This is a genomic window from Mariluticola halotolerans (assembly GCF_021611515.1).
Classification (GTDB): Bacteria; Pseudomonadota; Alphaproteobacteria; order Rhizobiales; family Devosiaceae; genus Mariluticola; species Mariluticola halotolerans.
In genome coordinates this window covers 133,241-158,739 of the sequence record NZ_CP090960.1, presented here as the reverse complement: position 1 = coordinate 158,739, position 25,499 = coordinate 133,241, and the positions used below count along the sequence as shown (strand labels likewise).

General features: G+C 58.1%; 27 protein-coding genes. 17 read left to right on the top strand and 10 right to left on the bottom strand.

Annotated features, from left to right (window positions below; all coding sequences use genetic code 11):
- Window positions 1–2: 2 nt before the first annotated feature.
- Window positions 3–749 (top strand): urea ABC transporter ATP-binding protein UrtD, encoded by a 747-nt coding sequence (gene urtD, locus L1P08_RS00835; RefSeq protein WP_303618128.1) that lies wholly within the window; start codon window positions 3–5, stop codon window positions 747–749.
- A 4-nt stretch (window positions 750–753) separates the two neighbouring features.
- A complete protein-coding gene (urtE, locus tag L1P08_RS00830; RefSeq protein ID WP_303618127.1) occupies window positions 754–1,455 on the top strand; it encodes an urea ABC transporter ATP-binding subunit UrtE in 702 nt (233 codons plus the stop codon).
- Between the two features lie 50 nt (window positions 1,456–1,505).
- On the opposite strand, the gene L1P08_RS00825 is transcribed toward urtE, so the two are convergent.
- Complete coding sequence (locus tag L1P08_RS00825; protein ID WP_303618126.1) at window positions 1,506–1,817, bottom strand: hypothetical protein; 312 nt, start codon at window positions 1,815–1,817, stop codon at window positions 1,506–1,508.
- Between the two features lie 425 nt (window positions 1,818–2,242).
- On the opposite strand from L1P08_RS00825, the gene L1P08_RS00820 reads away from it, so the two are divergent.
- The 4 genes from L1P08_RS00820 to L1P08_RS00805 all read left to right on the top strand — a co-directional run bounded on the left by L1P08_RS00820 (window position 2,243) and on the right by L1P08_RS00805 (window position 4,405).
- Window positions 2,243–3,088 (top strand): urease accessory protein UreD, encoded by an 846-nt coding sequence (locus L1P08_RS00820; protein ID WP_303618125.1) that lies wholly within the window; start codon window positions 2,243–2,245, stop codon window positions 3,086–3,088.
- Between the two features lie 14 nt (window positions 3,089–3,102).
- Entirely contained in the window at window positions 3,103–3,405 is a 303-nt protein-coding gene (locus L1P08_RS00815) for an urease subunit gamma (protein WP_303618124.1), read from the top strand.
- 95 nt (window positions 3,406–3,500) lie between these two features.
- Entirely contained in the window at window positions 3,501–4,076 is a 576-nt protein-coding gene (locus L1P08_RS00810; protein WP_303618123.1) for a HupE/UreJ family protein, read from the top strand.
- A 23-nt stretch (window positions 4,077–4,099) separates the two neighbouring features.
- Window positions 4,100–4,405, top strand: a complete 306-nt coding sequence (locus tag L1P08_RS00805) for an urease subunit beta (RefSeq protein ID WP_303618122.1) — start codon at window positions 4,100–4,102, stop codon at window positions 4,403–4,405.
- A gap of 102 nt (window positions 4,406–4,507) precedes the next feature.
- On the opposite strand, the gene L1P08_RS00800 is transcribed toward L1P08_RS00805, so the two are convergent.
- The gene (locus L1P08_RS00800; RefSeq protein ID WP_303618121.1) at window positions 4,508–5,017 is read right to left on the bottom strand and encodes a hypothetical protein; all 510 of its coding nucleotides are present in this window, start codon (window positions 5,015–5,017) and stop codon (window positions 4,508–4,510) included.
- Window positions 5,018–5,241: 224 nt separating this feature from the next.
- Between L1P08_RS00800 and L1P08_RS00795 the strand changes: the two genes are divergently transcribed.
- The 5 genes from L1P08_RS00795 (at window position 5,242) to L1P08_RS00775 (ending at window position 9,324) form a co-directional block, all read left to right on the top strand.
- The gene (locus tag L1P08_RS00795; protein ID WP_303618120.1) at window positions 5,242–5,643 is read left to right on the top strand and encodes a hypothetical protein; all 402 of its coding nucleotides are present in this window, start codon (window positions 5,242–5,244) and stop codon (window positions 5,641–5,643) included.
- A gap of 11 nt (window positions 5,644–5,654) precedes the next feature.
- The gene (ureC, locus tag L1P08_RS00790; RefSeq protein ID WP_303618119.1) at window positions 5,655–7,364 is read left to right on the top strand and encodes an urease subunit alpha; all 1,710 of its coding nucleotides are present in this window, start codon (window positions 5,655–5,657) and stop codon (window positions 7,362–7,364) included.
- Window positions 7,365–7,577: 213 nt separating this feature from the next.
- On the top strand, window positions 7,578–8,120 hold the full coding sequence (locus L1P08_RS00785) for a peroxiredoxin (protein ID WP_303618118.1): 543 nt from the start codon (window positions 7,578–7,580) through the stop codon (window positions 8,118–8,120).
- A gap of 297 nt (window positions 8,121–8,417) precedes the next feature.
- Complete coding sequence (locus tag L1P08_RS00780; RefSeq protein WP_303618117.1) at window positions 8,418–8,963, top strand: GNAT family N-acetyltransferase; 546 nt, start codon at window positions 8,418–8,420, stop codon at window positions 8,961–8,963.
- A 79-nt stretch (window positions 8,964–9,042) separates the two neighbouring features.
- Window positions 9,043–9,324, top strand: a complete 282-nt coding sequence (locus L1P08_RS00775; protein WP_303618116.1) for a YrhK family protein — start codon at window positions 9,043–9,045, stop codon at window positions 9,322–9,324.
- A 5-nt stretch (window positions 9,325–9,329) separates the two neighbouring features.
- Here the strand turns inward: L1P08_RS00775 and trhA are convergent, their stop codons facing one another.
- Window positions 9,330–10,019: a PAQR family membrane homeostasis protein TrhA gene (trhA, locus tag L1P08_RS00770; RefSeq protein ID WP_303618115.1), complete on the bottom strand. Its 690-nt coding sequence runs from the start codon at window positions 10,017–10,019 to the stop codon at window positions 9,330–9,332.
- A gap of 136 nt (window positions 10,020–10,155) precedes the next feature.
- Entirely contained in the window at window positions 10,156–10,776 is a 621-nt protein-coding gene (locus L1P08_RS00765) for a PilZ domain-containing protein (RefSeq protein ID WP_303618114.1), read from the bottom strand.
- A 274-nt stretch (window positions 10,777–11,050) separates the two neighbouring features.
- Between L1P08_RS00765 and L1P08_RS00760 the strand changes: the two genes are divergently transcribed.
- Genes L1P08_RS00760 through ureG form a run of 6 tightly spaced genes read left to right on the top strand, consistent with a single transcriptional unit; the run spans window position 11,051 to window position 14,232 of the window.
- On the top strand, window positions 11,051–11,428 hold the full coding sequence (locus tag L1P08_RS00760; protein WP_303618113.1) for an MliC family protein: 378 nt from the start codon (window positions 11,051–11,053) through the stop codon (window positions 11,426–11,428).
- Window positions 11,425–12,027 (top strand): hypothetical protein, encoded by a 603-nt coding sequence (locus L1P08_RS00755; protein WP_303618112.1) that lies wholly within the window; start codon window positions 11,425–11,427, stop codon window positions 12,025–12,027. The genes L1P08_RS00760 and L1P08_RS00755 overlap by 4 nt, the downstream gene beginning before the upstream one ends.
- Window positions 12,028–12,058: 31 nt before the next feature.
- On the top strand, window positions 12,059–12,523 hold the full coding sequence (locus tag L1P08_RS00750) for an urease accessory protein UreE (RefSeq protein ID WP_303618111.1): 465 nt from the start codon (window positions 12,059–12,061) through the stop codon (window positions 12,521–12,523).
- A complete protein-coding gene (locus L1P08_RS00745) occupies window positions 12,516–13,178 on the top strand; it encodes an urease accessory protein UreF (protein ID WP_303618110.1) in 663 nt (220 codons plus the stop codon). The genes L1P08_RS00750 and L1P08_RS00745 overlap by 8 nt, the downstream gene beginning before the upstream one ends.
- A complete protein-coding gene (locus L1P08_RS00740; RefSeq protein ID WP_303618109.1) occupies window positions 13,175–13,603 on the top strand; it encodes a DUF3995 domain-containing protein in 429 nt (142 codons plus the stop codon). Before L1P08_RS00745 ends, L1P08_RS00740 begins: the two co-directional genes overlap by 4 nt.
- Window positions 13,600–14,232, top strand: coding sequence for an urease accessory protein UreG (gene ureG / locus L1P08_RS00735; RefSeq protein WP_303618108.1), 633 nt, complete (start codon window positions 13,600–13,602; stop codon window positions 14,230–14,232). Before L1P08_RS00740 ends, ureG begins: the two co-directional genes overlap by 4 nt.
- Before the next feature lie 3 nt (window positions 14,233–14,235).
- On the opposite strand, the gene glgX is transcribed toward ureG, so the two are convergent.
- The 6 genes from glgX to L1P08_RS00705 form a co-directional block, all read right to left on the bottom strand.
- Window positions 14,236–16,257, bottom strand: coding sequence for a glycogen debranching protein GlgX (gene glgX, locus L1P08_RS00730; protein WP_303618107.1), 2,022 nt, complete (start codon window positions 16,255–16,257; stop codon window positions 14,236–14,238).
- Between the two features lie 21 nt (window positions 16,258–16,278).
- Window positions 16,279–17,910 (bottom strand): alpha-D-glucose phosphate-specific phosphoglucomutase, encoded by a 1,632-nt coding sequence (locus L1P08_RS00725; protein WP_303618106.1) that lies wholly within the window; start codon window positions 17,908–17,910, stop codon window positions 16,279–16,281.
- On the bottom strand, window positions 17,900–19,354 hold the full coding sequence (glgA, locus tag L1P08_RS00720; protein WP_303619604.1) for a glycogen synthase GlgA: 1,455 nt from the start codon (window positions 19,352–19,354) through the stop codon (window positions 17,900–17,902). The genes L1P08_RS00725 and glgA overlap by 11 nt, the downstream gene beginning before the upstream one ends.
- The gene (gene glgC / locus L1P08_RS00715) at window positions 19,354–20,625 is read right to left on the bottom strand and encodes a glucose-1-phosphate adenylyltransferase (protein ID WP_303618105.1); all 1,272 of its coding nucleotides are present in this window, start codon (window positions 20,623–20,625) and stop codon (window positions 19,354–19,356) included. The genes glgA and glgC overlap by 1 nt, the downstream gene beginning before the upstream one ends.
- A gap of 84 nt (window positions 20,626–20,709) precedes the next feature.
- On the bottom strand, window positions 20,710–22,905 hold the full coding sequence (glgB, locus tag L1P08_RS00710; protein WP_303618104.1) for a 1,4-alpha-glucan branching protein GlgB: 2,196 nt from the start codon (window positions 22,903–22,905) through the stop codon (window positions 20,710–20,712).
- Window positions 22,902–25,385, bottom strand: a complete 2,484-nt coding sequence (locus tag L1P08_RS00705) for a glycogen/starch/alpha-glucan phosphorylase (protein ID WP_303618103.1) — start codon at window positions 25,383–25,385, stop codon at window positions 22,902–22,904. The genes glgB and L1P08_RS00705 overlap by 4 nt, the downstream gene beginning before the upstream one ends.
- Between the last annotated feature and the right edge of the window lie 114 nt (window positions 25,386–25,499).

The following is a 25,499-nucleotide window of genomic DNA, read 5'->3' as shown; positions in this document are numbered from 1 at the left end:
CGATGAGCAAAATCGGCACCCTGCTTTATCTCGATGGCGTCTCGGTCTCGTTTGACGGCTTCAAGGCGATCAACAATCTCTCCATGATCATCTACCCGGCAGAGCTGCAGGCCATTATCGGCCCCAATGGCGCGGGCAAGACCACGATGATGGATATCATCACCGGCAAGACCCGGCCCGATGAAGGCGATGTATTGTTTCAGGAACATACCGACCTGACCAAGTGTGACGAGGCGGAAATCGCTGAACTGGGCATTGGCCGCAAGTTTCAAAAGCCCACCGTTTTTGAAAGCCATACGGTCTGGGACAATCTTGAACTGGCATTGAAAAAGCCGCGCGGCGTCTTTGCCTCCTGGTTCTATCAGGCCAGCCGCGAGGACGAGGCGCGCATTGTCGATATTCTCGAGACGATCCGTCTGACCGACCGGCAGAACGAGCTGGCCACCAATCTCAGCCACGGGCAGAAACAATGGCTCGAAATCGGCATGCTGCTGGCTCAGGACCCGAAACTCCTGCTGGTCGATGAGCCGGTTGCGGGCATGACCGACGCCGAAACCATCGAAACCGCCAAATTGCTCAAGGAAATCGCCAAGACCCGCGCCGTCATTGTCGTCGAGCACGACATGACCTTTATCCGCGATCTCGATTCCCGCGTTACCTGCCTCGCCGAAGGCTCCGTCCTCGCTCAGGGCACCCTCGCACAGGTCAGCGCCGATCCGCGCGTGATCGAAAGCTATCTGGGGAGATGATTAGATGACCACACTCACCGTCTCCGGCATTGATCTGCATTATGGTGCCGCACAGGCCTTGCGCCATATTTCCATCGAGGCCAGACAGGCCAAAATCACCGCTGTTCTTGGCCGTAATGGCGTCGGCAAATCCTCGCTGCTGCGCGCGGTGACCGGCATTCACCCGATTTCCGCCGGCGATATCCGTATCGATGCCGAAGCTTTGAAAAAATCACCGCCCTATGCCCGCGCCCGTCTCGGCCTTGGCTATGTGCCGCAGGGCCGCGAGATTTTCGCGCTGCTGACGGTGAAGGAAAATCTGGAAACCGGCTATGCCGGGCTCAAACGCGCCGACCGCAATATTCCGGACTATATTTTCACCCTGTTCCCGGTGCTCAAGCAGATGCTGGGCCGGCGCGGCGGCGATCTGTCCGGCGGGCAACAACAGCAGCTTGCCATTGGCCGCGCCCTCGTCACCCGCCCCAAAATCCTGGTGCTGGACGAGCCGACAGAAGGCATTCAGCCCTCGATCATCAAGGATATCGGCCGGGCGCTGCAATTCCTGCGCGATGACATGGGGATGACCATTCTGCTGGTCGAGCAATATCTCGATTTCTGCCGCGAACTGGCCGATGACATTTACATCATGGACCGGGGCGAAATCCTGCATGCGGGCCCGGCGGCCGATCTCGACAAGCCGGAAATCAAGAAACACCTGATGGTATAAAAAAAGCCCCGGGCACTGCCCGGGGCTTTCCTGAGGGTGCGACGGCGCGATTACATAGCGCTGTCGACAAGCCCGCCTTCTTCACACTGCTCGACAGTGAGGGTATCAAGGTCGAAAGTGGACAGGGCATTATCGCCTTCATCGGCATCATCGTCCTGTTCGTCAGACATGTCGGTATTTGAATCGTTGTCTTGGGAAGGAGCAACGCCGCTTTCGATTTTCAGTGCGTCGCAACGTGCCTGCACATAAGGCAAGTCGCTCGCGGAAATCGCGGTCCCGTCAATAGTCTGTGCGGACGCCGGAATAGCGGTGCCCAGAGCCATAAGAAGGGCGGCGGCGGACGTCATAAGTGCGGTTTTCATTGTCGAACTCCAATTCGTTATCAAAGGCGTGGGCTGAACACGCAGACCATCAATGGCCGTGATAGATGAACGGATATCGAGAACGGAAGTTCCTCAATGAATTGAGGCATTTACGCCTCATTTCTACACAGTCTCGCCATAAATCAAGCTTGTCCGCATTTCGCCTTCCCGCAATCCGAAGAAAATCGCCCCGGCTCACTGCCCAAGGACCGCCCTGTGTGCTTAGATTTGAGGCAGAAACAACACCGGTTTCCCACTATCCGAGGCAAGGAGGCTGAAGCAGGCAAACATAAGCAGATGAAATTAAGAGGTTTTTTCAGCGCCTTCGCAAATGGCATGTCGATTGCTTTGCCTTTAGGCACAAGGAAAGTTCACTTGGCGTTTGGGGGCGCCTGACCATACACGCGAACGCGGGAGCGCCCGGAATGCCGGATCTGGCCCACATCGACAATACCAACACCACCCCGCCGGCATCCATGCAGCGGGCACGCGGCACCGGACGGCTGGTCACCCAGGTGCGCGATGGCCGCACCCATATCGCCGAACTTTATCAGGAGGGATGCGCCAAGATCCGCCTGCCCCGCACACACAGCAATGCCCTGGAAGCCGTATTGATCAACTCCTCAGGTGGTGTTACCGGCGGCGATCGCCTCGACTGGAATCTTGTTGCAGCGCCTCAGTCCCGTCTTGTGGTCACAAGCCAGGCCTGCGAACGGGTCTATAAATCCACCGGTGCCGACGCCGTTGTCAGCAACACCATCACCATTGGGGCGGACGCGCATGTGGACTGGCTGCCGCAGGAAACCATCCTTTTCGAACAGTCCCGCCTGCGCCGCACCCTGAATGTCGACCTTGCGGAAGGCGCCAGCCTGACTGCCGTGGAAGCCATTCTGTTGGGCCGCGAAGCAATGGGTGAAGCCGCCCGTTCAGCCCTTCTCAACGACAACTGGCGCATCCACCGCAACGGTCAACTCATTCATGCAGAGGCAAACAGGCTCACCGCGGCAGATCTCGAACGCGATGCCCTGTCGCTGCTCGCGGGCAACAATGCCTTCGCCACGATTTTGTTTATCGGCGACAGTGCCGCCGCAAAAGTCGAAACTGTGCGTGCCCTGATACCTGAGGGCGCAAAAGCTGCCGTCAGCGCGATCAATCAGCGCCTCACTGTGCGGGTTCTCGCCCCCACAGGCCTTGCCTTGCGCCGCATAATCACCCCCATAATTGCTCACCTGTCCCGGGCCGGCAGTCTGCCGCGCCTGTGGACCACCTGACCCTAGGCAAACCAATGAACCTGACACCCCGCGAAAAAGACAAACTGCTGATTTCCATGGCCGCCATGGTTGCCCGCCGCCGCCTTGAGCGCGGCGTCAAACTCAATCATCCCGAAGCCATCGCACTGATTTCCGACTTTGTCGTCGAAGGTGCACGCGATGGCCGGCCCGTCGCAGAACTGATGGAATCGGGTGCCCATGTCATCTCCCGCGATCAGGTGATGGACGGCATTGCCGAGATGATCCACGACATCCAGGTGGAAGCCACTTTTCCCGACGGCACCAAACTGGTAACCGTCCATCAGCCGATCCGGTAAACCCATGACGCCGCGCGATGAATCGTTCATACTGTGCACCGTAAACGGCGTGACCAAATAGCGGGCGCCTTGTCGACCAAAGAAAGGGACAACAAATGATCAAACGTCTGGTGGCCATTGCCGCCCTCACCCTCACCGCCTCACCGGCCCTGGCCCATACCGGCATTGGCGCGCATGGCTCGTTCATGGCAGGTCTTGCCCATCCGATCTCGGGGCTGGATCATGTGCTCGCCATGGTGGCGGTCGGCCTCTGGGCTGCGCAGACCGGGGGCAAGGCGCTTTGGGCCTGGCCGCTGGCCTTTGTCTCGGTCATGCTGATCGGCGGCGGGCTTGGCATAGCCGGCTTTGCCCTGCCCATGGTCGAACCAGGCATTCTCGCCTCCATCGTCGTGCTGGGCCTGATGGTCGGCTTCGCCGTCAAGGTACCGACGGCTGCCGGCGCGGCACTTGTTGGTGCATTTGCCCTGTTGCACGGCCATGCCCATGGCACTGAACTGGCAGGCGGCACCGCCCTCACCTATGCGGCAGGCTTTGCTCTCGCCACCATGGCGCTGCATCTTTCGGGCCTCGGTGCCGGTCTGTTGACCCATCGCCGCTTTGCGGGCATCGCCTTGCGCCTTGCCGGTGCGGTGACAGCGGCTCTCGGCCTCGGGCTGGCCTTCGCCGTTTAAACCTCAAACCAAGGAGACGCGTCATGATCCCCGGCGAAATCATCACCAAATCCGGCGATATAGAGCTGAACACCGGCGCGTCTTCCCTGACCCTTGAAGTGGCCAATACCGGTGACCGTCCAATCCAGGTCGGCTCGCACTACCATTTCTTTGAAACCAATGACGGCCTGCATTTCGACCGCGATAAAACCCGTGGCATGCGCCTCGATATCGCAGCGGGCACTGCCGTCAGGTTCGAGCCGGGCCAGACCCGTGAAATCACGCTCGTGCCGCTATCCGGTGCACGGACCGTTTATGGCTTCCAGCAAAAAATAATGGGCACACTCTGAATGCCGCGCCATGCGGCATATTGGGATGCAAAAAAGCCGCCCGCCCGGCGGTCAGGCCGGACGGGCGGTTCAGCGCGGATTTATGTTCCCGCGCCTGTCGGGTTAGGCCCGATCGTCAACATAGAGTTTGACCTTGCCATCGGCGGCGGTCTTGATGCTGACAACGTCTTCAGCCTCAAAGCCCTCGGCTTCGAGCGCCGACATCAAAGCTGCACTGCTGCTAACCTTGGTGTGGATGGTCTTGACGTCGCTATCGCCCGCCATCGCATCCTCAAACACCTTGAGTTCTGCATCAGCGGCCGAGCTAGCCTCGGTCCACGACACGATTTCCACGTTGTCGGCGCTGGTCACGCTATTGATCGCGGCATCAATATCCGCATCGACCGCCCCGGCAATACCGGCATTGGTCGCGCTCGTGGTGGTTTCAACCGTGCCGGCTGTCGCAGCACCAGCCGCGGCGTCCACACCCACGTCAGTATCGTTGGCCGTCACGCCGGCGCTTACATCGACGCCGGCATCAGCGCCCGCACTGGTGGAATCGTCAGCGAAAGCCACGGGGGCGGCGGAGGTCAGCAAAGCCGCAGTAAAGGCTGCTGTAATAAACTTGTTCATCAGAAATCTCCTACTTCTGTTGGGTCAGTCCCCATCAGGGACACGAGAAGAACGAGCGGAACAGCTTCTGGTTGCAAAACGAAATTGGGTCATTCTGTGGCGAAAATTTGCCGCTTTGACGCACCCGCGATTACACTTGGTCGCCGCCCCGGCAGCGGTTTGACACAACCTGGCCGCGTTCTTGTGCGACGTGCCGGGCATCACCAACGAACAGGGACAAATACATGACCACGCCGGAATTGATGAAAGAATTCAAGCCACGCTTCGTCTCGATCATGCGCGAATTGCGCGAGAACGGGGTCAACGATCCGGAGACCCTGTGGCTGATCGGATCTCTGGCCGGGCGTCTGGTAGAGAACAGCGGCAAGCAGTCATGGCCTGACTTGAAGGCGGCGCTGACCAATGAGAGCTACGACTCCATGTTGATGACCTTCCAGCGCGAGGGCAACAAGCTCGCCGCCGATGGCAAGGGCAAGGCCGCCCATGCAGTGGAAACAGTCGCAGCCTCGCTGATCGCCAGCCGCATGGCCGATCCGGACATTGTTACTGGCAATGACCTGATGGACCAGCTGATCGACCGCAGCATCCGCGCCTACCAGAAGCACAACGCCGACAAGCTCAACTAGGAACCCGCACCATGCCCACAAGGATCACCCGCGCGACTTATGCCGACATGTATGGCCCGACCGTGGGTGACAAGGTGCGGCTGGCCGATACCGAATTGTTCATTGAGGTGGAGAAGGATTTCACCACCTATGGCGAAGAGGTCAAGTTCGGCGGCGGCAAGGTGATCCGCGATGGCATGGGCCAGTCCCAGGCGACAAGGGTCGAGGGCGCGGTCGATACCGTCATCACCAATGCCCTCGTCGTTGACGTGACCGGCATCTACAAGGCCGATATCGGCCTCAAGAACGGCGTGATCGCCGCCATTGGCAAGGCGGGCAATCCCGATACCCAGCCGGGCGTCACCATCATCATTGGCCCCTCGACCGAGATCATTGCCGGTGAAGGCAAGATTTTAACCGCCGGCGGCTTTGACGCACATATCCATTTCATCTGCCCCCAGCAGATCGAGGAAGCGCTGATGTCGGGCCTGACCACCATGCTGGGCGGCGGCTCTGGCCCCGCCCATGGCACGCTGGCGACCACCTGCACCGGTGCATGGCATATCGGCCGCATGATGCAAAGTTTTGACGCTTTCCCCATGAACCTGGCGCTGGCGGGCAAGGGCAATGCCTCTGTCCCTGCCCCGCTTGAGGAAATGGTCCTCGCAGGCGCGGCCGCCCTCAAACTGCACGAGGACTGGGGCACCACCCCGGCTGCCATCGATAATTGCCTGACGGTCGCCGATGCCTATGACGTACAGGTGATGATCCATACCGACACGCTCAACGAGAGCGGTTTTGTCGAGAACACGGTTGATGCCTTCAAGGGCCGCACCATTCACGCTTTCCACACCGAGGGGGCAGGTGGCGGCCATGCGCCGGACATTATCAAGGTCGCCGGCCTCAGCAATGTCATCCCCTCATCGACCAATCCCACGCGGCCCTATACCACCAACACGATTGCCGAGCATCTCGACATGCTCATGGTCTGCCACCATCTCGACCAGAACATTCCCGAAGACGTGGCCTTTGCCGAAAGCCGCATCCGCAAGGAAACCATCGCTGCCGAAGACATCCTGCACGACATGGGTGCCTTCTCGATCATTTCGTCGGACAGCCAGGCCATGGGCCGGGTCGGCGAGGTGATCATCCGCACCTGGCAGACCGCCGACAAGATGAAGCGCCAACGCGGGCCCCTGCCCGAGGAAAACGGCGACAACGACAATTTCCGCGTCAAACGCTATATCGCCAAATACACCATCAACCCGGCGATTGCTCAGGGCCTGTCCAGGCATATCGGCTCGATCGAGGTCGGCAAACGCGCCGATCTGGTGATGTGGAACCCGGCCTTTTTCGGCGTCAAACCCGACATGGTCCTGCTCGGCGGCTCCATCGCCGCCGCACCAATGGGCGATCCCAATGCGTCAATCCCGACGCCGCAGCCAATGCACTACCGCTACATGTTTGCCGCCTATGGCAAATCGGTGACCAATTCCTCGGTCATTTTCACCTCGGAAGCGGCGCTGAATGACGGCGTGCGCGGCAAGCTCGGCCTCGACAAGCAACTCCTCGCTGTTGAAAATACCCGCAGCGGCATCTCCAAGGCTTCAATGGTTCACAACAGCCTCACCCCGCAGATCGACGTTGATCCCGAGACCTATGAGGTGCGGGCGAATGGGGAATTGCTGACCTGCGAACCGGCAACGGTGCTCCCCATGGCACAGCGGTATTTCCTGTTTTGAGACAAGGGCGAAATGCCGTGCATATGGCGCAACCCAGCCATGCCGGGATAAGACGAAAAGTCGCGCCCTAAACCCTTGGAATCATATCGCGAAAATGTTCTAAAGGCCCGCGTATAGGCAGGCGTCCGCCCCTCCCCGGCGCGCCCTCACCACATCCCGGTTTTTAACGGCTCTTTCGGAGCCGCCGTCTCACTATTGCCAAGGAGCAAGCTGATGACCCTCCGCACGGTCCCCGACGTAACTTTCAAAACCCGCGTTCGCGACGAAACCATTGAAGGCCCGAACCCCTTCCGCTGGGAAGACAAGACGACTGCCGATTTCTTCGGCGGCAAGCGCGTCATTCTCTTCTCCCTGCCCGGCGCGTTCACCCCAACCTGCTCGACCTATCAATTGCCGGATTTCGAAAAACTCTATGATGAGTTCCGTGCTGAAGGCATCGACGAAATCTACTGCATTTCCGTCAACGACGCCTTCGTGATGAACGCGTGGGGCAAGTCGCAGGGCCTCGTCAATGTGAAACTGATCCCCGACGGCTCGGGCGAGTTCACGCGCAAGGTGGGCATGCTTGTTGCCAAGGATAATCTGGGCTTTGGCATGCGCTCCTGGCGTTATGCGGCCATCGTCAACGACGGCACATTCGAAAAGCTGTTTGTGGAAGAAGGCTTCTCGGACAATTGCGAGACCGATCCCTATGGCGCTTCCTCGCCGCAAAACATTCTCGAAAGCCTCAAGGCTGAAAAAATCGCCGCCGAATAGGCACCGGCCACAGTTCACGAGAATAGCCGACTGCATATGATCCCTCCCCGCATGGGGAGGGAGATTGAGGACAGGACGCACCTGCACCGCACGTCATCTTGACAACCACCGATTTACCAGACAATTCTCGCCCCATGATCAACACACGCACCATGACCGCCACCATGATGATGCACACCTCGGGGTGTGTGGCGTTCGTGCGGCTATAGGCTAACCGATCATTCCCACGAGACCCCACCGGAACGGTTGGGTCTGAACAGTTTCTGTCCCACCGGTTTCAACCGACAAGAGGATAGAATGCTGAAAAAACTCTCCGACGCGCCCAAAAGATCCCTGCTCGACAGCCTCGTCATCCGCGCCTGCTGCCCGGATGATGCAGCAGCCCTTTGCGCCTTGATCAACCTGCCTGGCGTCCGTCAGGGCACCTTGCAGTTACCGTTCCAACAACCGGATCACATCCGCACGCAACTGGAAAAACCCGATCCGGACGCATTGCATTTGATCGCCAGCATTGACGGGCACCTGATTGGCAGCGCGGGCCTTAGCCGCTTTCGGGGGCGTCGCCGCCACGCAGCGGATTTTGGCATGATGGTGCATGACGACTATGCCGGGCGCGGTGTCGGTCACGCCCTCGCCAAAGAGTTGATCGAAACCGCCGATCAGTGGCTTGGCATTGATCGCATCGAGCTGACGGTCTTTGCGGACAATCAGCCCGCCATCGCGCTATACAAAAAACTGGGCTTCAAAACCGAGGGCACATTGCAATCCTTCGCCCTGCGCGATGGCGCGTATATCGACGCCGTGAGCATGGCCCGCCTGCGCGAAACCATTTCTCTCGCCTGATGGTCCATTGCAAACGGCACACCCCTTCAGCATGCTGGGGAATTCACCGAGACCTATCAACAGAAACGGAAGATACCGAATGTCATTTTTTGCACCCGGAAATGCCACCAGATCCGACCGGCATCGGCACATCTACGCGCTTTACGAATTGGCCTATACCCTCGCCGATGTCGCGGCCGCCGGCCTGTTTCTCGTCGGGTCGATAATGTTCTTTTATGAAACGCTGCAAACGCAGGCAATCTGGTGCTTCGTCATCGGTTCAGCGTTTTTTGCCCTGAAACCCACTCTCCGGCTGATCCGGGAATTTCACTATCTCGCGATTGGCGATATCGATGATCTGGCCCGGCGAGCCGAGCAATGAAGCCGCTACCAGCGGCTGATCACCATGGCATCGAACAGCGCGATCAGATGCAGCGACGCGCCAATCACGACGAACAGATGCCATAACGCGCTGTGAAAGGTCAGCTTTTCCCAAAGGTGGAAGATGATACCCAAAGAATAGGTGATCCCCCCGGCAACCAGCAACCACAGGGCCGTGTCCGGCAAGGCGGCGGCAAGGCTTTTGAATACCAGAACCCCGCTCCAGCCGATCGCCAGATACAAGACAATCGCCAGCCGCCCGAATTTTTCCGGTACGATCAGCTTAAGAGCAATGCCCACAAGCGCAGTGGCCCAGACAAAAATCATCAGGCCCGTGCCCTCCGGCGTCCCCCACATCAGTGAGAGGAATGGGGTGTAAGTGCCCGCGATAAAAAGGAAAATTGCCGCCTGATCGAGCCGCGCCAGCAGGCGTTTAAAGTCGGTGCGCGGCCACAGGTTGAAGGCCATGGAAATCGACAGCACAGCCACCAGCGAGGCCACATAAACTACCAGAGCGGGGAATTCATGCGGCGCGGTCTTGATAAGAGCCGCGGTCAGCAATGCCGAGCCCGCCAGGAGTGCCACCACAAGGCCAATCCCGTGCACCACCGCGTCGGCAATCTTTTCAGCGCGCGTTGCAAGGCGGCTCTTGTGCCACCAAGTGCCGGTCACCGGCGTTGTGTCTGTCGTATTCAATTCAGCTCGCCCCTGTTACCATCGATCCATCAACTCATTCTGCCAATGAGAAGCGAGAGAAGTATAAAGACAATGCGGCGCTTCAATGAAACCTGCCGCTATCCTTAATCACATCTTGCCAGCCCACAGATCAGGTTCAGGCAAGCTCCTGCGGGCTTTTGAACAAGGACTGCTCAATGTTCTCGAGCGGTTGCGGCGCGATGAATTTCACCGCAAAGCCGACATCCAGACGTCGCACGACCCGGCCAATAACCCGGCCAACAGCAAGCGCTGTTCCCAACGGCGGCCGCAAATTTGCCGAAATGGCCGCGCCGGATGCCGACATATCAACGACGAAACACCGCACCAGTTTGCCATCCGCCAGCACCAGGGTCGAATGCGGATTGCGCGGAATAACCCGCTTGTGAGACCGCTCGTCCGTCACCCCCGCGGTAATGCGCTTTTTGACCCAGGCTATGCGCGCCGCCAGCCGTGCCACATCGCAGGCACCCTCATCCACTTCAATAGCGAAACCACCATCAATCTTGCGGCTCACATAACCATGTACCAGCCCGAGTTCTTCGAAATTGGCCGAAACCGGTTCACCGGAATTGCCAATCACAGGTGCCGAAACCAGTATTTGCTGCGGCGTCATCGATTGGGTCTGACAGGCAAACACAGTCATGCCATTGCGCGGCTTGCGCCCGGGAAGTGTGTAACGTCCGGAAATGCGGCCCACGAACCGCACGTCGGTTGTGTCGATAGTTTCAAAACTCATGATAGCTTCAGGATGCGTCCAATTTCATGACTCCCTTAATCATGATTTGGTGTTATCGCCCAAAGAAACAGCGTGATATTTGATTAAACTGCGCCCGTTTTCAAAGGCCACGGCGCGCGCGCTCTGACAAAGATGCACGCCAGACCCCGCCATATCCCCCGCATTTCGTTTACAAAAGCGTGTTCACAACAGCACGCTTGTCTGGTCTACTGGCTGGGTCGGCGCTCGAGGACCGGCACACATCTACAAGCGGCCCCGTGGCCCGGGAGTTATTATGCGACGCTTCATGTTTGGCACATTTGCCATGGCAATTATCGGCGCTGCCCCGGTGGCTGCAGCAGAGACCAGCATGCAACTGGTCATCACCCTGCCCGGCAACGCGGAACGTCACGTGGTGCACTATAAATGCGAAGATGCAGACGAACCTCTGCAGGTTGAGTATCTCAACGCCAATCCTGACTATCTGGCCATCCTGCCGGTTGATGGCGTAAAGCAGATATTCGTCACCACCATCGCCGCCTCCGGCGTACGCTATATTTCAGGCAAATACGTATGGTGGACAAAGGGTGCGGAAGCCAGCCTGTTCGATCTGACCGAAGGTCTTGATGCAGAGCCGCTCACCTCGTGCCTTGAGGCCAACGACATTCCATGAATCCCGCAACCCACGCTGCGCTGACAACGGCGGAAATCTTTCCCCATATCCGCATCGTCATGGGCATGGTCATTGGCCTCGGCATCACCCGGCTGTTGACCGGCATTTCCGGCTTCATCCAGCATCCGGGGCAGAAAAACATCTATCCCGTGCATATCGCCTGGGTGGGTACGCTGATGTTGATGCTCATCCATTTCTGGTGGTGGGAGGTCGCGCTCTATGACGTGGAACACTGGTCATTCGGCGTCTTTTTCTTCCTGATCCTTTACACGATCGTTCTGTTTCTGATGTGCGCCTTTCTGTTCCCGGACGACATCAAGGAATATGCGAATTACGAGGATTTCTTTTTCAGCCGCCGGCGTTGGTTCTTCGGCCTGCTGGCCGCAACCTTGCTGCTCGATGTCGTCGACACAACGATCAAGGGCAAGGATCATCTAGCTCATTACGGCACCGAAATGTTCATCAGCACCCCGATCTTTTTCGTGCTGTGCATTGTCGCAATGATAACCAGCAACCGGCGATACCACATCGCCCTGGTGACCACACACATGATTTACGAATTTGGCTGGGTATGGAAACTGTTCGAAACCCCCATCTGAACCCGGATTTTCTGCCGCAAGGAACATCTGAATGACCCGCGCCATCTCCCATGATCATGCTGGCCAATATCAGGGCACGCCCTATGCAAGGGTTACCCTGGCCCATGATGAACGTCACTTGCGCCGCAAATTGCTGACCCTTGAAAACGGCGACCAAGTGCTGGCGGACTTGCCCAGTTCGATCGTTTTGGCAGCAGGCGACGTTCTGGTGCTGGAAGATGGCCGGCTGGTGGAAGTGGCAGCAGCCAGAGAGGCGCTTTACGAGATCACCGCCAAAAGCCAGATCCATCTGGCAAAGCTTTGCTGGCACCTTGGCAATCGCCACCTGCCCGCCGAAATCACCGAAACTTGCATTTATATCCAGCGCGACCATGTCATCCGGGACATGCTCTCCGGCCTCGGCGCCACAATCGTTGACGTCACGCGCCCTTTTTCGCCAGAACGCGGTGCCTATCACAGCCATGACACCACGGCACACGGACATCATCATGGATGACCACATGGCGCTGCAACGCCTGCTCTCCTGGTTGTCACCGGCTTTTCCCGTCGGGGCCTTCGCCTATTCGGCGGGGCTTGAAACCGCGATCAATGATGAGCAGGTCACCGGGCCATCAGAACTCGAAAACTGGATTGCCGGCAGTCTGAGCCACGGCACCGCGAGAACGGATGCGGTCATTCTGGCCCATGCGCACCGCGCACACGCCGACACAACACAGCTGCAGGAATTGGCTGATCTCTGTCTGGCGCTGACACCTGCGAAACAACGCCATGACGAATTGACCGTCATCGGCAATGCCTTCGTCACTGCCGCCAGCGCCTGGCCATCTCCCGTTTTCGAACGCCTGCCCCGGCCCTGCCCCTACCCTGTCGCTGTGGGCGCCATCGCTTCGGCGCATGACATTCCGGCTGACGCGACCTTGATCGCCTTTCTGACCGCCTATGTGCAAAGCCAGATTTCAGTCGCTATTCGGCTGGTCCCGCTCGGGCAGACTGACGGGCTCGGCGTCCTTGCAACGCTCGAACCTTTGATTGCCGTCAGCGCCCGCAATGCGGCCACATGTACCCTCGACGATATCGGCGCAATCGGTTACGCAAGCGATATCGCCGCCATGGCCCATGAAACCCTGCACTCCCGGATATTTCGCTCATGATCGCTGGTATCGCCTCACTGATTTTCATCCCGCTGCTCGCCATATCCATGGTGCATGTCATGTGGGCATTCGGCAGCACCTGGCCGGTAAGTGACCAGAAAACCCTTGCGCGCACGGTGACCGGTTTTCAGGGTGCTGAACGGATGCCCCCGCGCCTTTTGTCCGCGCTTGTAGCGGTTCTCGCTTTGGTCGCGGGCATCTGGGCCCTGTCGCTCAGCGGCCCGGAACGCGATCCGGTGCTGGTCGGCGGCGGTGTTCTGCTTGGACTTGTGTTTCTGGCGCGCGGCATTGCCGGCTTTACCGCCTGGTGGCGGCGCTTGACACCCGAAGAACCCTTCGCGACATTTGACAAGAAGGTCTACTCTCCGCTCAGCCTTTGCATTGGGCTTGGTTTCCTGTTTCTCACAATCTGGAGATTTTTATGAGCAGCAATGGCCCCTTGCGTATCGGCATTGGCGGACCCGTCGGTTCCGGCAAGACCACCCTTTGCGAAATGCTGCTCAAAGCCATGCGCGAGCGCTATTCCATGGCCGTGGTCACCAATGATATTTACACCAAGGAAGACGCGCTGATCCTTGCCCGTCTGCAGGCCATTTCAGAAGACCGTATTGTGGGGGTGGAAACCGGCGGGTGCCCGCATACCGCCATTCGCGAAGACGCCTCGCTGAACCTTGCCGCCATTGCCGATCTCAACCGGCGCTTTCCCGATCTCGACGTCATTCTGGTCGAAAGCGGCGGCGACAATCTGGCCGCAACTTTCTCGCCAGATCTCGCCGATCTGACCCTTTACGTGATCTCGGTGGCGCAGGGCGAAAAAATTCCGCGCAAGGGTGGCCCGGCCATTACCCGTTCCGACCTGCTGATCATCAACAAGACCGATCTGGCGCCCCATGTCGGCGCCAGCCTCGAGGTGATGGAAGCGGACACCAAAACCGTGCGCGACGACCGGCCTTACGTCTTCACCGACCTGTTGCGGCGCGACGGGCTGGACGAGATCATCCGCTTTATCGAATTACAGGGCGGACTGGTCGCCCCGCAAAGCAAGACCGGATAGGTCTCACGCCTCGGCTGGCACAATCGCGACAACCGAACGGGACGGCAAAGACAGAAGGCCCGCATCGCCAAATGCCGGCTCTTCTGCGGACGAGCATATGCCGCTGACCCAGCCATTGCCGGTTGTGGGTTCGGGCAGGCTGACATCGACGGCATCGACCCAGCGGTTGAACCAGATGATCAGTTCATCCCCATCGACGTGAAGATGCATACCGATCACCGACGCGCCGGCATCGTGCCAGTCATCATCTTCCATTTCCCGGCCCTCAGGATGCAGCCAAACCACATCGCGCACACCATTCTGTTCTTCACCGGTCAAAAACCGGTCGGCACTCAGTGCCGGATGCGCATCGCGAAACGCCTTCAGCGCCGCCACATAATTGACCAGCTCACCATCGGCGTTTTCCCAGTCCAGCCAGGTAATTTCATTGTCCTGGGCATAGGCATTATTGTTGCCGTGCTGGCTGCGGCCCATTTCATCGCCCTGCTGCAGCATCGGCACACCGCGGCTGAACATCAACGTCGCCAGCATTGCGCGGATATCGCGGGCACGGGCCGCATTGATCTCGGGGTCATCACTGGGGCCTTCTACGCCGCAATTCCATGAAGAATTGTGATTGTGCCCGTCCCGGTTCTCTTCGCCATTCGCCTCGTTGTGCTTGTCCTCATAGCTGACCAGATCCATGAGGGTGAACCCGTCATGTACCGCAAGGAAATTGATCCCCGCCGATGGCCTACGGCCATTGTGGTCGAACACGTCAGACGTACCTGCAACCTTGCGCACCAGCGCTGCAAGCTTGTCATCATCGCCCCGCCAGAACGCGCGCACCTGATCGCGATATTTGTCATTCCATTCATGAAACGGATCGCCGAAGGCACCAAGCTGATACCCGCCCGGACCCGGATCCCAGGGTTCCGCAACCAGCAGGCCTTTTGAGAGAACCGGATCAGCCTTGATCTTGCGGATAAGTTCCGCGTTCCCGTCAAATCCCTCAAGGCTGCGCCCCAGAATAGGCGCAAGATCGAACCGGAATCCCGAAACCCCGCATTCCTCAACCCAGTGCCTGAGGCTGTCGATCACCAGCCGCTGCACTTCGGGATGATCACAGCGCAGCGTATTGCCGGTCCCCGTATCGTTGACCAGCACCTGGCTCCCATCCACCTCCACATGGCGGTAATAGGTATGGGCATCCAGCCCCTTGAAACTGAGCACCGGTCCCTGATCATCACCCTCCCCGGTATGATTATAAACCACATCAAGGATCACCGAGATGCCGTGTTCCCGATACATATCGGTCATGGCGCGCAATTCCGTCAGGCCGCGCGGCATCAGTCGCGGGTCGGGCGCGAAATAAGTGATAGGGTTATAACCCCAGGCATTGGTCAGCCCGAGAATGGGCAAATGCCCCTCATCAATCCACGCCGCCACCGGCATCAACTCAACAACATCAACGCCAAGATGTTCGAGATGCGAGATTACCTGCCGCGTCGTCAATCCGGCGACAGTGCCACGCAGCGGCCCCTGCACGCTGGGATGGCGCATCGTGTAGCCACGCACATTCAGTTCATAGATCAACCCCGGCGCATCACTGCCGCGTGGCTGCAACCGCTCCGTTGCCGCCTCGATAACGATACCCTTGGGCACTAGTGAGGCCGTATCCTCCTCCGCCTCGCGCGGCAGACGCAAACGCGGGCTACGCACGAAGGTGCGGTCAATCAGCTTGGCATAAGGATCGACCAGCAGCTTGTTGGGATCAAAATAATAGCCCTGCGCCGGATCATAGGGGCCATCGGCACGCAAACCATAGCGCGTACCCGGACCAATGCCCGAGATCAGCCCGAAGCGCACATTATCTTCATGTCCGTCGAGCAGAAACCGGCCAATCTCGTCATCCTGGGCATCAAATATGCACACCCAGATTGCCGTCGCCGTTTCGGAATAAACCGAAAAATTGACACCATCAGACATTGCCGTGGCGCCACGCGGTTCAGCCGCGCCACCATGGGGAACAAGTTCAGGTGTCAAAGCACAAAGGCCTCCAAAAGGTCAGGTAATAACGCTCGGCGCGTCTCGACCAGTCCAGCGCCGAACTTCCGCCAATTTCTCCACAATCTCGATCAAGGGCTGCAATGCCGCCTGTGTTTCCTGATCGTGATCGCCATCCGGCGCTTCATAGCGCTCAAGATAGAGCCGTAACGTTGCACCGACCGTACCGGTTCCACTCAGGCGCACCACAATGCGTGACCCGTCCTCAAAACCGATGCGAATGCCCTGATGCGCGCTTGACGACCCATCGACCGGATCATGATAGGCGAAATCATCAGCATAGGTGACTTTATATCCCTCAATCACCTGTCCGGGCAGATCGGCAAGCTTTTGCCGCAACGCCGCAACCAGCCCATTGGCCTGTTCCGCGTCCACCTCGTCATAATCATGGCGCGTATAATAATTGCGCCCGTATTTCGCCCAATGGTCACGCACAATGGCATCGACGCTTTGTTGCCGCACAGCGAGAATATTGAGCCAGAGCAGCACGGCCCAAAGCCCGTCCTTCTCGCGCACATGGTCCGAGCCGGTCCCGGCACTTTCCTCGCCACAAATTGTCACCCGGCCGGCATCCAGCAGATTGCCGAAAAACTTCCAGCCAGTCGGCGTCTCATGCATTTCAATGCCCATAGCCTCTGCGACCCGGTCCGCCGCCGCGCTGGTGGGCATGGAGCGGGCAATACCGGCAATACCATTCTTGTAGCCCGGCGCCAGATGCGCATTTGCCGCGAGTATGGCGAGGGAATCCGAGGGGGTCACGAAGCGCTTGTGCCCGACAATCAGGTTGCGATCGCCATCGCCATCAGAGGCGGCACCAAAATCCGGGCCGTCATCACGCATCAAAAGATCATAGAGATCCTTGGCATAAACCAGATTGGGATCGGGATGCCCACCCCCGAAATCGGGCAGCGGCACCCCGTTGATCACCGTCCCCTCGGGCGCACCCAGCAAGCCTTCAATAATGGCTTTCGCATAGGGTCCGGTGACCGCATGCATCGCATCAAACTGCATGCGGAACCCCGAGGCGAACAGTGCGCGGATAGCGTCAAAATCAAACAGCGTCTGCATCAGCGCCGCATAATCGGAAACCGGATCAATAATCTCGACCACCATTCCCGCAACAGTGCTCTTGCCAAGCACACTCAAATCCACGTCATCGGCCTCAACGGTCAGATAACGGCTCATTTTCTGCGACAGCGCATAGACCGCATTGGTGTTTTTCTCGGGCGCCGGCCCGCCATTGGCCACGTTATACTTGATGCCAAAATCACCCTCCGGCCCGCCCGGATTATGACTGGCTGACAGCACCAGCCCGCCAAACGCCTTGTAATGTCGGATCAGATGCGAAGCGCCCGGCGTTGACAACAGTCCGCCCCGCCCCACAATCACCCGGCCAAATCCGTTCGCTGCCGCCATGCGGATAGTCTTCTGGATCACAACATCATTGTAAAACCGGCCATCGCCGCCAACCACCAGCGTTGCCCCGGCAAAATCTTCCAGACTGTCGAAAATCGCCTGCAGATAATTCTCAACATAATTGGGCTGGGCAAAAACCGAAACGCGTTTGCGTAATCCGGACGTTCCCGGATTCTGATCATCAAAGGGTGTTGTCGCTATCTCTTTAACGTTCATCTTGAGGGGCCTGTCCAACCAGTTTCATATAAAGTTCCGCATAGCGCGCCGCGCTCGCCTCCCAGCTCACCTCGGACTTCATGCCCCGGCGCTGGATTTTCTTCCAGATTTTCGGCATGCCATAAAGAATTGTCGTGCGCTTGATCGCCTCAATCAGCGCCATTTCTGTTACCGGGAAAAACTGCACGCCCGTTGCAACCCCCGCATCCAGCGCCGCCTCATTGGCATCAATCACGGTATCCGACAACCCGCCAACCCGCGACACAACGGGCACACAGCCATAGCGCAGCCCAAACAGCTGCGTCAGTCCGCAGGGTTCAAAGCGTGACGGCACGATCAACGCATCCACCCCGCCCTGCATCAGGTGCGACAGGGCTTCATCATAGCCGATCAGAATGGCCACCTGACCCGGATGCCGCAACGCTGCCGCCTCCAGCGCGGCCTCAAGTTCGGCATCGCCCGATCCAAGCACAGCAAGCCGTCCGCCCTGCGCCACAAGGTCATCAATGGCCAGAACCAGCAGATCAATGCCCTTTTGCCAGGTCAGGCGGCTGACAACGCCAAAAAGCGGCCCATCGCCAGCCTCAAGCCCGAACCGGCTTTCAACTTCCCGCTTGTTCTCCACCCGCAGATGCGCGGCATTGGTGCGGTAATTCGCTTTCAACGCAGCGTCAGAACCGGGATTCCACACATCGGTGTCGATCCCGTTGAGAATGCCGAACAGGTCATCCGCCCGCGCACCCAGCAGCCCTTCAAGCCCCATGCCAAAATCGGAAGTGCGCACTTCACACGCATAGGTAGGGCTGACCGTTGTCAGCACATCGGCGCTAAGCAGCCCGGCCTTCAAAAAGCCAACCCCGCCATAATACTCAACGCCTTCCATCGAAAAGGCGTGCGGCGGCAAGCGTAGTTCGCCAAAAATCTGCGCATCGAACCGGCCCTGAAACGCCAGATTGTGAATCGTGACAATCGATTTGACATCACTCGGCGGCCCGAATTTAAGATAAGCCGCACTCATGGCCGCCTGCCAGTCATGCGCGTGCACGATCTGCGGCCTGTATCCGTCCACCAGCCCACGCGCCAATTCCGCGCCAACCCAGCTGAGCGCTGCGAACCGCATCCAGTTGTCGGGCCAGTCCGTCCCGTCAGCCTGTCCGTAAGGACCGCCATCACGGTTATAAAGATGCGGTGCATCGATAACGATCAGATCAAGCCCGGCGGCACCTCCGGCCAGCAAACGTGCCGGCCCGCCCCATAGATCGTCAAAACTGGCAACCACCCGCCCCTCACCAAGCGCTTCCAGCACTTTGGGATAGCCGGGCAAAAGCGTCCGCATATTGACCCCATGCCCCGCAAGCGCACCCGGCAAAGCCCCGGCCACATCCGCCAGTCCCCCCGTTTTGATCAGGGGGTAGATTTCTGAGGTAATGGAAAGAACATCGATCATTTATTCGCCAGGTAATTGTCAATCATGGGCTGGGTAATCAGCACAACGTCTTCATCCGTCCGCCGGAACCACTTTGCGTCGAACTCGGGGTCTTCGCCAATCACAAGGCCATCGGGAATCGTCACATTGCTGTCGACCACAACCTTGTTCAGCCGCGCCCCGCGCCCGATTGTGCATCGGGGCAGAACAACCGCATCATTAAGCACCGAATAGGAGTGCACGCGCGCGCCCGTTGATAACAGGGTGCGATGCACCGATGCGCCAGAAATGATGCAATCCCCCGAAACCAGCGATGAAATCGCACTGCCGCGACGCCCATCCAGATCATGCACGAATTTCGCCGGCGGATTGATCTCGGCATAGGTCCATATCGGCCAGTCGCGGTCATAAAGATCAAGCTGCGGCACGATATCGGTCAGATCGATATTGGCCTTCCAATAGGCATCGATCGTGCCCACATCGCGCCAATAGGCCACTTCCTCTTTCGCCGAACGCACGCATGAGCGCGCAAACCGGTGCGCCCAGGCTGTACCATTCTTGACGATATGCGGGATGATATCCTTGCCAAAATCACGGCTCGACCCCTCTGTCGCGGCGTCCCGGCGCAACTGGTCCATCAGAAACCGGGTCTCGAACACATAAATGCCCATAGAAGCGAGCGCCAGATCCGGCTTGTCGGGAATACCCGGCGGATCCTTGGGCTTTTCCACGAAATCGATGATCTGGTCGCGTCCATCCACATGCATGACGCCGAAACCCACCGCTTCCATGCGCGGCACTTCGAGACAGCCAACGGTCACGTCTGCGCCTGTGTCGACATGCTGGCGCAGCATGACTTCGTAATCCATCTTGTAAATATGATCGCCCGCCAGAACGACGATATATTTTGCACCTGAGTCCAGAATAATGTCCGTGTTTTGATAGACCGCGTCCGCGGTGCCCGCATACCAAAGTTCATCGCCCATGCGCTGGCTGGCAGGCAACACATCAAAACTCTCGTTACGTTCAGGCCGCAGGAAGTTCCAGCCGCGATGCAAATGCCGGATCAGGCTGTGCGCCTGATATTGGGTGGCAACTGAAATGCGGCGAATGCCGGAATTAATGGCATTCGACAAGGCGAAATCGATGATACGCGATTTGCCGCCAAAAAAGACCGCCGGCTTTGCCCGCCGGTCCGTCAATTCCATCAGGCGTGTGCCGCGCCCCCCAGCCAAGACATAAGCCATCGCGTCACGTGCCAGTGGCGACGGTGCTCCAAAATCAGCCATATTTCCCTCCAGTTACACGCAACCCGTAATTTTTGCTCTTGTTGTAAACGGCTCGCCCTAGGCTACTACCTGCTTAGTTACCGGTCAGTCCGGCTCGAATTTGAGTATCAGGGTTGCAAGAGGCGGCAACAGCAGGTCGGCATAAGCAGGCCACCCGCCATATTCCGCTTCAACGGCTTCGATGCCGCCAAGGTTCCCCATATTGCTGCCAGAATACCATTGTGCATCCGTATTGATCCGCTCTGTCCATCGCCCCGCCTTGGGCATGGGCACCCGGTAATTTGTACGCGGCACCGGGGTGAAGTTGGAAATCACCACAACCGGCTCCTCTCCAGGGGCCTTGCGGACCCAGGCGAAAACTGAATTCGTGCGGTCATTGCCGATCAGCCATTCAAAGCCTTCCGGCTCGCAATCGCGGGCATGAAGTGCGGGCAGTTCCCGATAGGCGCCATTCAGGTCAGTAATCAGCCGCCGCATATTGTCATGGGTCTCGTTCCCGAGCAGCCGCCAGTTCAGCCCCCTTGATTCATCCCATTCAGCCGTCTGCGCAAACTCCTGCCCCATAAACAAAAGCTTCTTGCCCGGGTGCCCCCACATGAAGGCATAATAGGCGCGCAGATTGGCGAATTGCTGCCAGGTATCCCCCGGCATTTTCTCGATCAGCGAAGACTTGCCATGCACAACCTCGTCATGGCTGAGCGGCAATACGAAATTCTCGGAAAACGCATAGAGCAGCCCAAAAGTCATATCCTTGTGGTGATGCCCGCGATGAATGGGATCCCGGCTCATATATTGCAGGGTGTCATTCATGAACCCCATATTCCATTTGAACCCAAACCCCAGCCCGCCATTGTGTACGGGCTGACTGACCCCTGGCCATGACGTCGATTCCTCGGCAATCATGAAGGTTCCCGGGTGCGCCTGATAGGTCGCCGCATTCACCCGCTGCAGAAATGAAACCGCCTCAAGATTTTCATTGCCGCCCCGCTCATTCGGCACCCATTCACCCGGATTGCGCGAATAATCGAGATAGAGCATCGAGGCGACAGCATCGACGCGCAGCCCGTCGATATGGAATTTCTCTAGCCAGTAGAGCGCATTGTTCACAAGGAACGACACCACCTCCTTGCGCCCGAAATTATAAATCGCAGTGTTCCAGTCGGGGTGATAGCCCCGCCGCGGATCAAGATGCTCATAAAGCGCTGTGCCATCAAACCGCGCCAGACCATGGGCATCGGTTGGAAAATGCGCCGGCACCCAATCCAGTATGACCCCAAGCCCGGCCGCATGGGCCGCATTGACAAAACGGGCGAATGCAGCGGGCGACCCAAAGCGCGAGGTCGGCGCATAAAGCCCGGTCGGTTGATAGCCCCAGGAAGGGTCATAGGGGTGCTCGGAAATCGGCAACAATTCGATATGGGTAAACCCCATATCCGCCGCGTACGGCACCAATTGCTCGGCCAGCATGTCATAGGTGAAAAAGCTGCCATCCGGATGCCGCCGCCACGACCCCAGATGCACTTCATAAATGGACATAGGTGCCCGGCGCCAATCGCCTTGGGCCCGCTTTTCCATATAGGCGGCATCAGTCCATTCAAACGGCGTCGGATCGGCCACAACCGAGGCATTGCTTGGCCGGATTTCGCCCTGCTGGGCAAAGGGATCGGCTTTCAGCGGCAACAGATCACCGTCCACCCCGATAATCTCGTATTTGTAAATCGTCCCCGGCCCGATCTCGGGAATGAACACTTCCCATATTCCGGTATCAACGCGCAGGCGCATGGGATGGCGGCGCCCGTCCCAGTCATTGAACGGCCCGACAACACTTACCCGCCGGGCGTTGGGTGCCCAGACGGCAAAATGCGTTCCCGAAACACCTTCAAATTCAAGAACATGGGCACCCAGCTTGTCGAACAACCTCAGGTGCGAACCCTCACCGATATAGTAGTCGTCCATCGGCCCAAGTACCGGTCCGAAGCTGTAAGGGTCCCAAACGTCCCATTCCCCCCCGTCATTGCTGGCATGATAACGGACCGGGCCGCGGGCTTTCAAATTCAGCAGCCCTTCAAAAAAGCCGCGCGTGTCCCGCAGTTCAAGCGTTCCCAACAGGGCTCCGTCCTTGTCGAAAGCCGTCAGGGCCTTGGCATGGGGAATGAAAGTTCGGGCAATCCACGCCTCACCCGTTTCATGCAAACCCAGAACGGCGAACGGGTTCGTATGTTGCCCCGAGGCGATTGCTTCGACGTCTTTTTGGTCTGCCTGCAAATCCGGTCGTATCACTTTTTGCCTTCCTCAACCGGCACACCCCAAATGTCTTCGGCATATTGTCGGATTGTCCTGTCTGAAGAAAACCATCCCATATGGGCGGTATTCCGAATGGCCATGGCATTCCATTTCGCCTTGTCCAGCCAGATCCGGTCGACCTTGCGTTGCGCGGCCGCATAGGCATCAAAATCGCGCGTGACCATGAACCAGTCATGCTCATAAAGCCCCTCGATCAGATCATCATAGCGATTACGATCATCCGGCGAAAACACCCCGCCCTTGATAGCCTCAAGCGCTTCGCGCAAATCCTGCGATTGCTCAATGACCGAACGCGGGCTCAGGCTCGACTTGCGTTGCTCCTCCACCTGATCGGCGGTCATGCCGAAGATCACGATGTTCTCCGGCCCGACCAGATCCTGCATCTCCACATTGGCGCCATCCAGCGTGCCAATGGTCAGCGCGCCATTGAGGGCGAACTTCATGTTCCCCGTCCCCGAGGCTTCCATGCCCGCAGTAGAGATCTGTTCGCTGAGATCCGCCGCCGGAATAATCACTTCAGCCAGCGAGACATTATAATTGGGCAGGAACACCACTTTCAAAATCCCGCGCACCGCCGGATCATTATTGATGACCTTTGCAACGTCATTCATCAGTTTGATGATCAGCTTGGCATTCCAGTAGCCCGGTGCCGCCTTGCCGGCAAAAATCTTGACCCTTGGCACCCATTCCTTTTCCGGATGCGCCTTTATGGAATTGTAAAGCGCAACCGCCTCGACCACGTTCAGCAATTGGCGCTTGTATTCGTGTATCCGTTTGATCTGCACATCAAACAGCGCATCAGGCGACACCACAATATGCGTACGTTCCTTGATCAGCGCGGCAAGCCGAACCTTGTTGGCGCGCTTGACCTCGGCAAACTGTCGCTGAAAATCGGGATCGTCTGCATGCTTGTCCAGCGCCACCAGCGCCTCGGTATCGTCCATAAAAGCGGGGCCGATGCGGTCAGCTATCAACTGGGTCAGGCCCGGATTGCACTGCATCAACCACCGCCGCGGCGTGATCCCGTTGGTCTTGTTGTTGATCCGGTCGGGATAAAGCTTGTGCAGATCAGAAAAAATCGTCGTTTTAATCAATTCCGAGTGCAGCCCGGAAACGCCATTGACCGAGTGGGACCCCACAAAAGCCAGTTGCGCCATGCGTACCCGGCGGCCACCATGTTCGTCAATCAACGAGACATTAGATATCGCCCCATCATCAAAACCAGCTCCCTTGCGCGCTTCAATGAGTACGGCGGCATTGATCGCATAGATGATCTGCATATGCCGGGGCAACATCTGCTCCAGAAGAGCGACCGGCCACGTTTCAAGCGCTTCTGGCATCAGGGTATGATTGGTGAAACCAAACACTGCGCGCGTGATATCCCACGCCCTGTCCCATTTGATGTCGTGCTCATCGATAAGAATACGCATCAGTTCAGCCACTGAAATAGCTGGATGCGTGTCGTTCAGCTGGATGGCCACTTTATCCGGCAAGGACCCCAGATCATTATATTGCTGGATATGGCGCCGGATAATGTCCTGCAGCGACGCCGACGAGAAGAAAAACTCCTGCCGCAAGCGCAATTCCTGCCCGGCCGGCGTTGAATCGGCGGGATAAAGAATTTGCGTAATCGCTTCTGCCTTGGAGCTTTCTTCCAGCGCGCCCACATGATCACCGGAATTGAAACGGTCCAGCAGGATCGGGTCAATCGGCTGCGCGCTCCAGAGCCTTAGCGTGTTCACCCGCGCCCCGCGCCAGCCCACAACCGGCGTGTCAAACGCCACGGCCAGAACGTGATCCGCCGGGTGCCAGATCTGCTGTGTTGTGCCATCTTCTTGCTGGACCGGCTCGACATAGCCGCCGAACCCCACCTGATAGGCGCTTTCCCGCCGCTCGAATTCCCAGGGGTTGCCATGCGCCAGCCACGTTTCAGGCAGTTCAACCTGCCATCCGTCGGAAACTTCCTGCCGGAAAAGCCCGTGTACATAACGAATGCCATAGCCATAGGCCGGGATTTTGACGCTCGACATGCTCTCCATGAAGCAGGCGGCAAGGCGGCCGAGCCCACCATTGCCAAGCGCGGCATCCGGCTCAAGGTCAATCAAATCGTTCAGATCAACGTCGAAACGCTGCAACGCCTCGCGTACCGGCTGCATCAATTCCAGGTTGGAAAAGGCATCCCGCATCAAACGCCCGATCAGAAACTCGAGCGAGAGATAATAGACCCGCTTGTCGCCCTTGCGCCATGTCTCGCGCGTCGACTCCATCCAGATGTCGATGATCCTGTCCCGCACAGCCAGAATAGTGGCCTGCAGCCAATCGTTGCGGCGGGCGACAATCGGGTCTTTACCGACAGAATATGTGAGCTTTTCTAGAATTTCAGACGCGAGTGCATCAGCAGTATGGGCGCGGGGTTCTGGCGTTGGGCCATCGTAAACAATAGGCGTTTGCGGCATTTCGCAATCCTGAATTCATGACAATGATCCCCTCAGATGTCTCAGTCTGGCACGCCGAACCGCTCCTTGCAAAGCGGTTAGATTAGAAAAACTCAAACATTCTGCTCCCGGCGG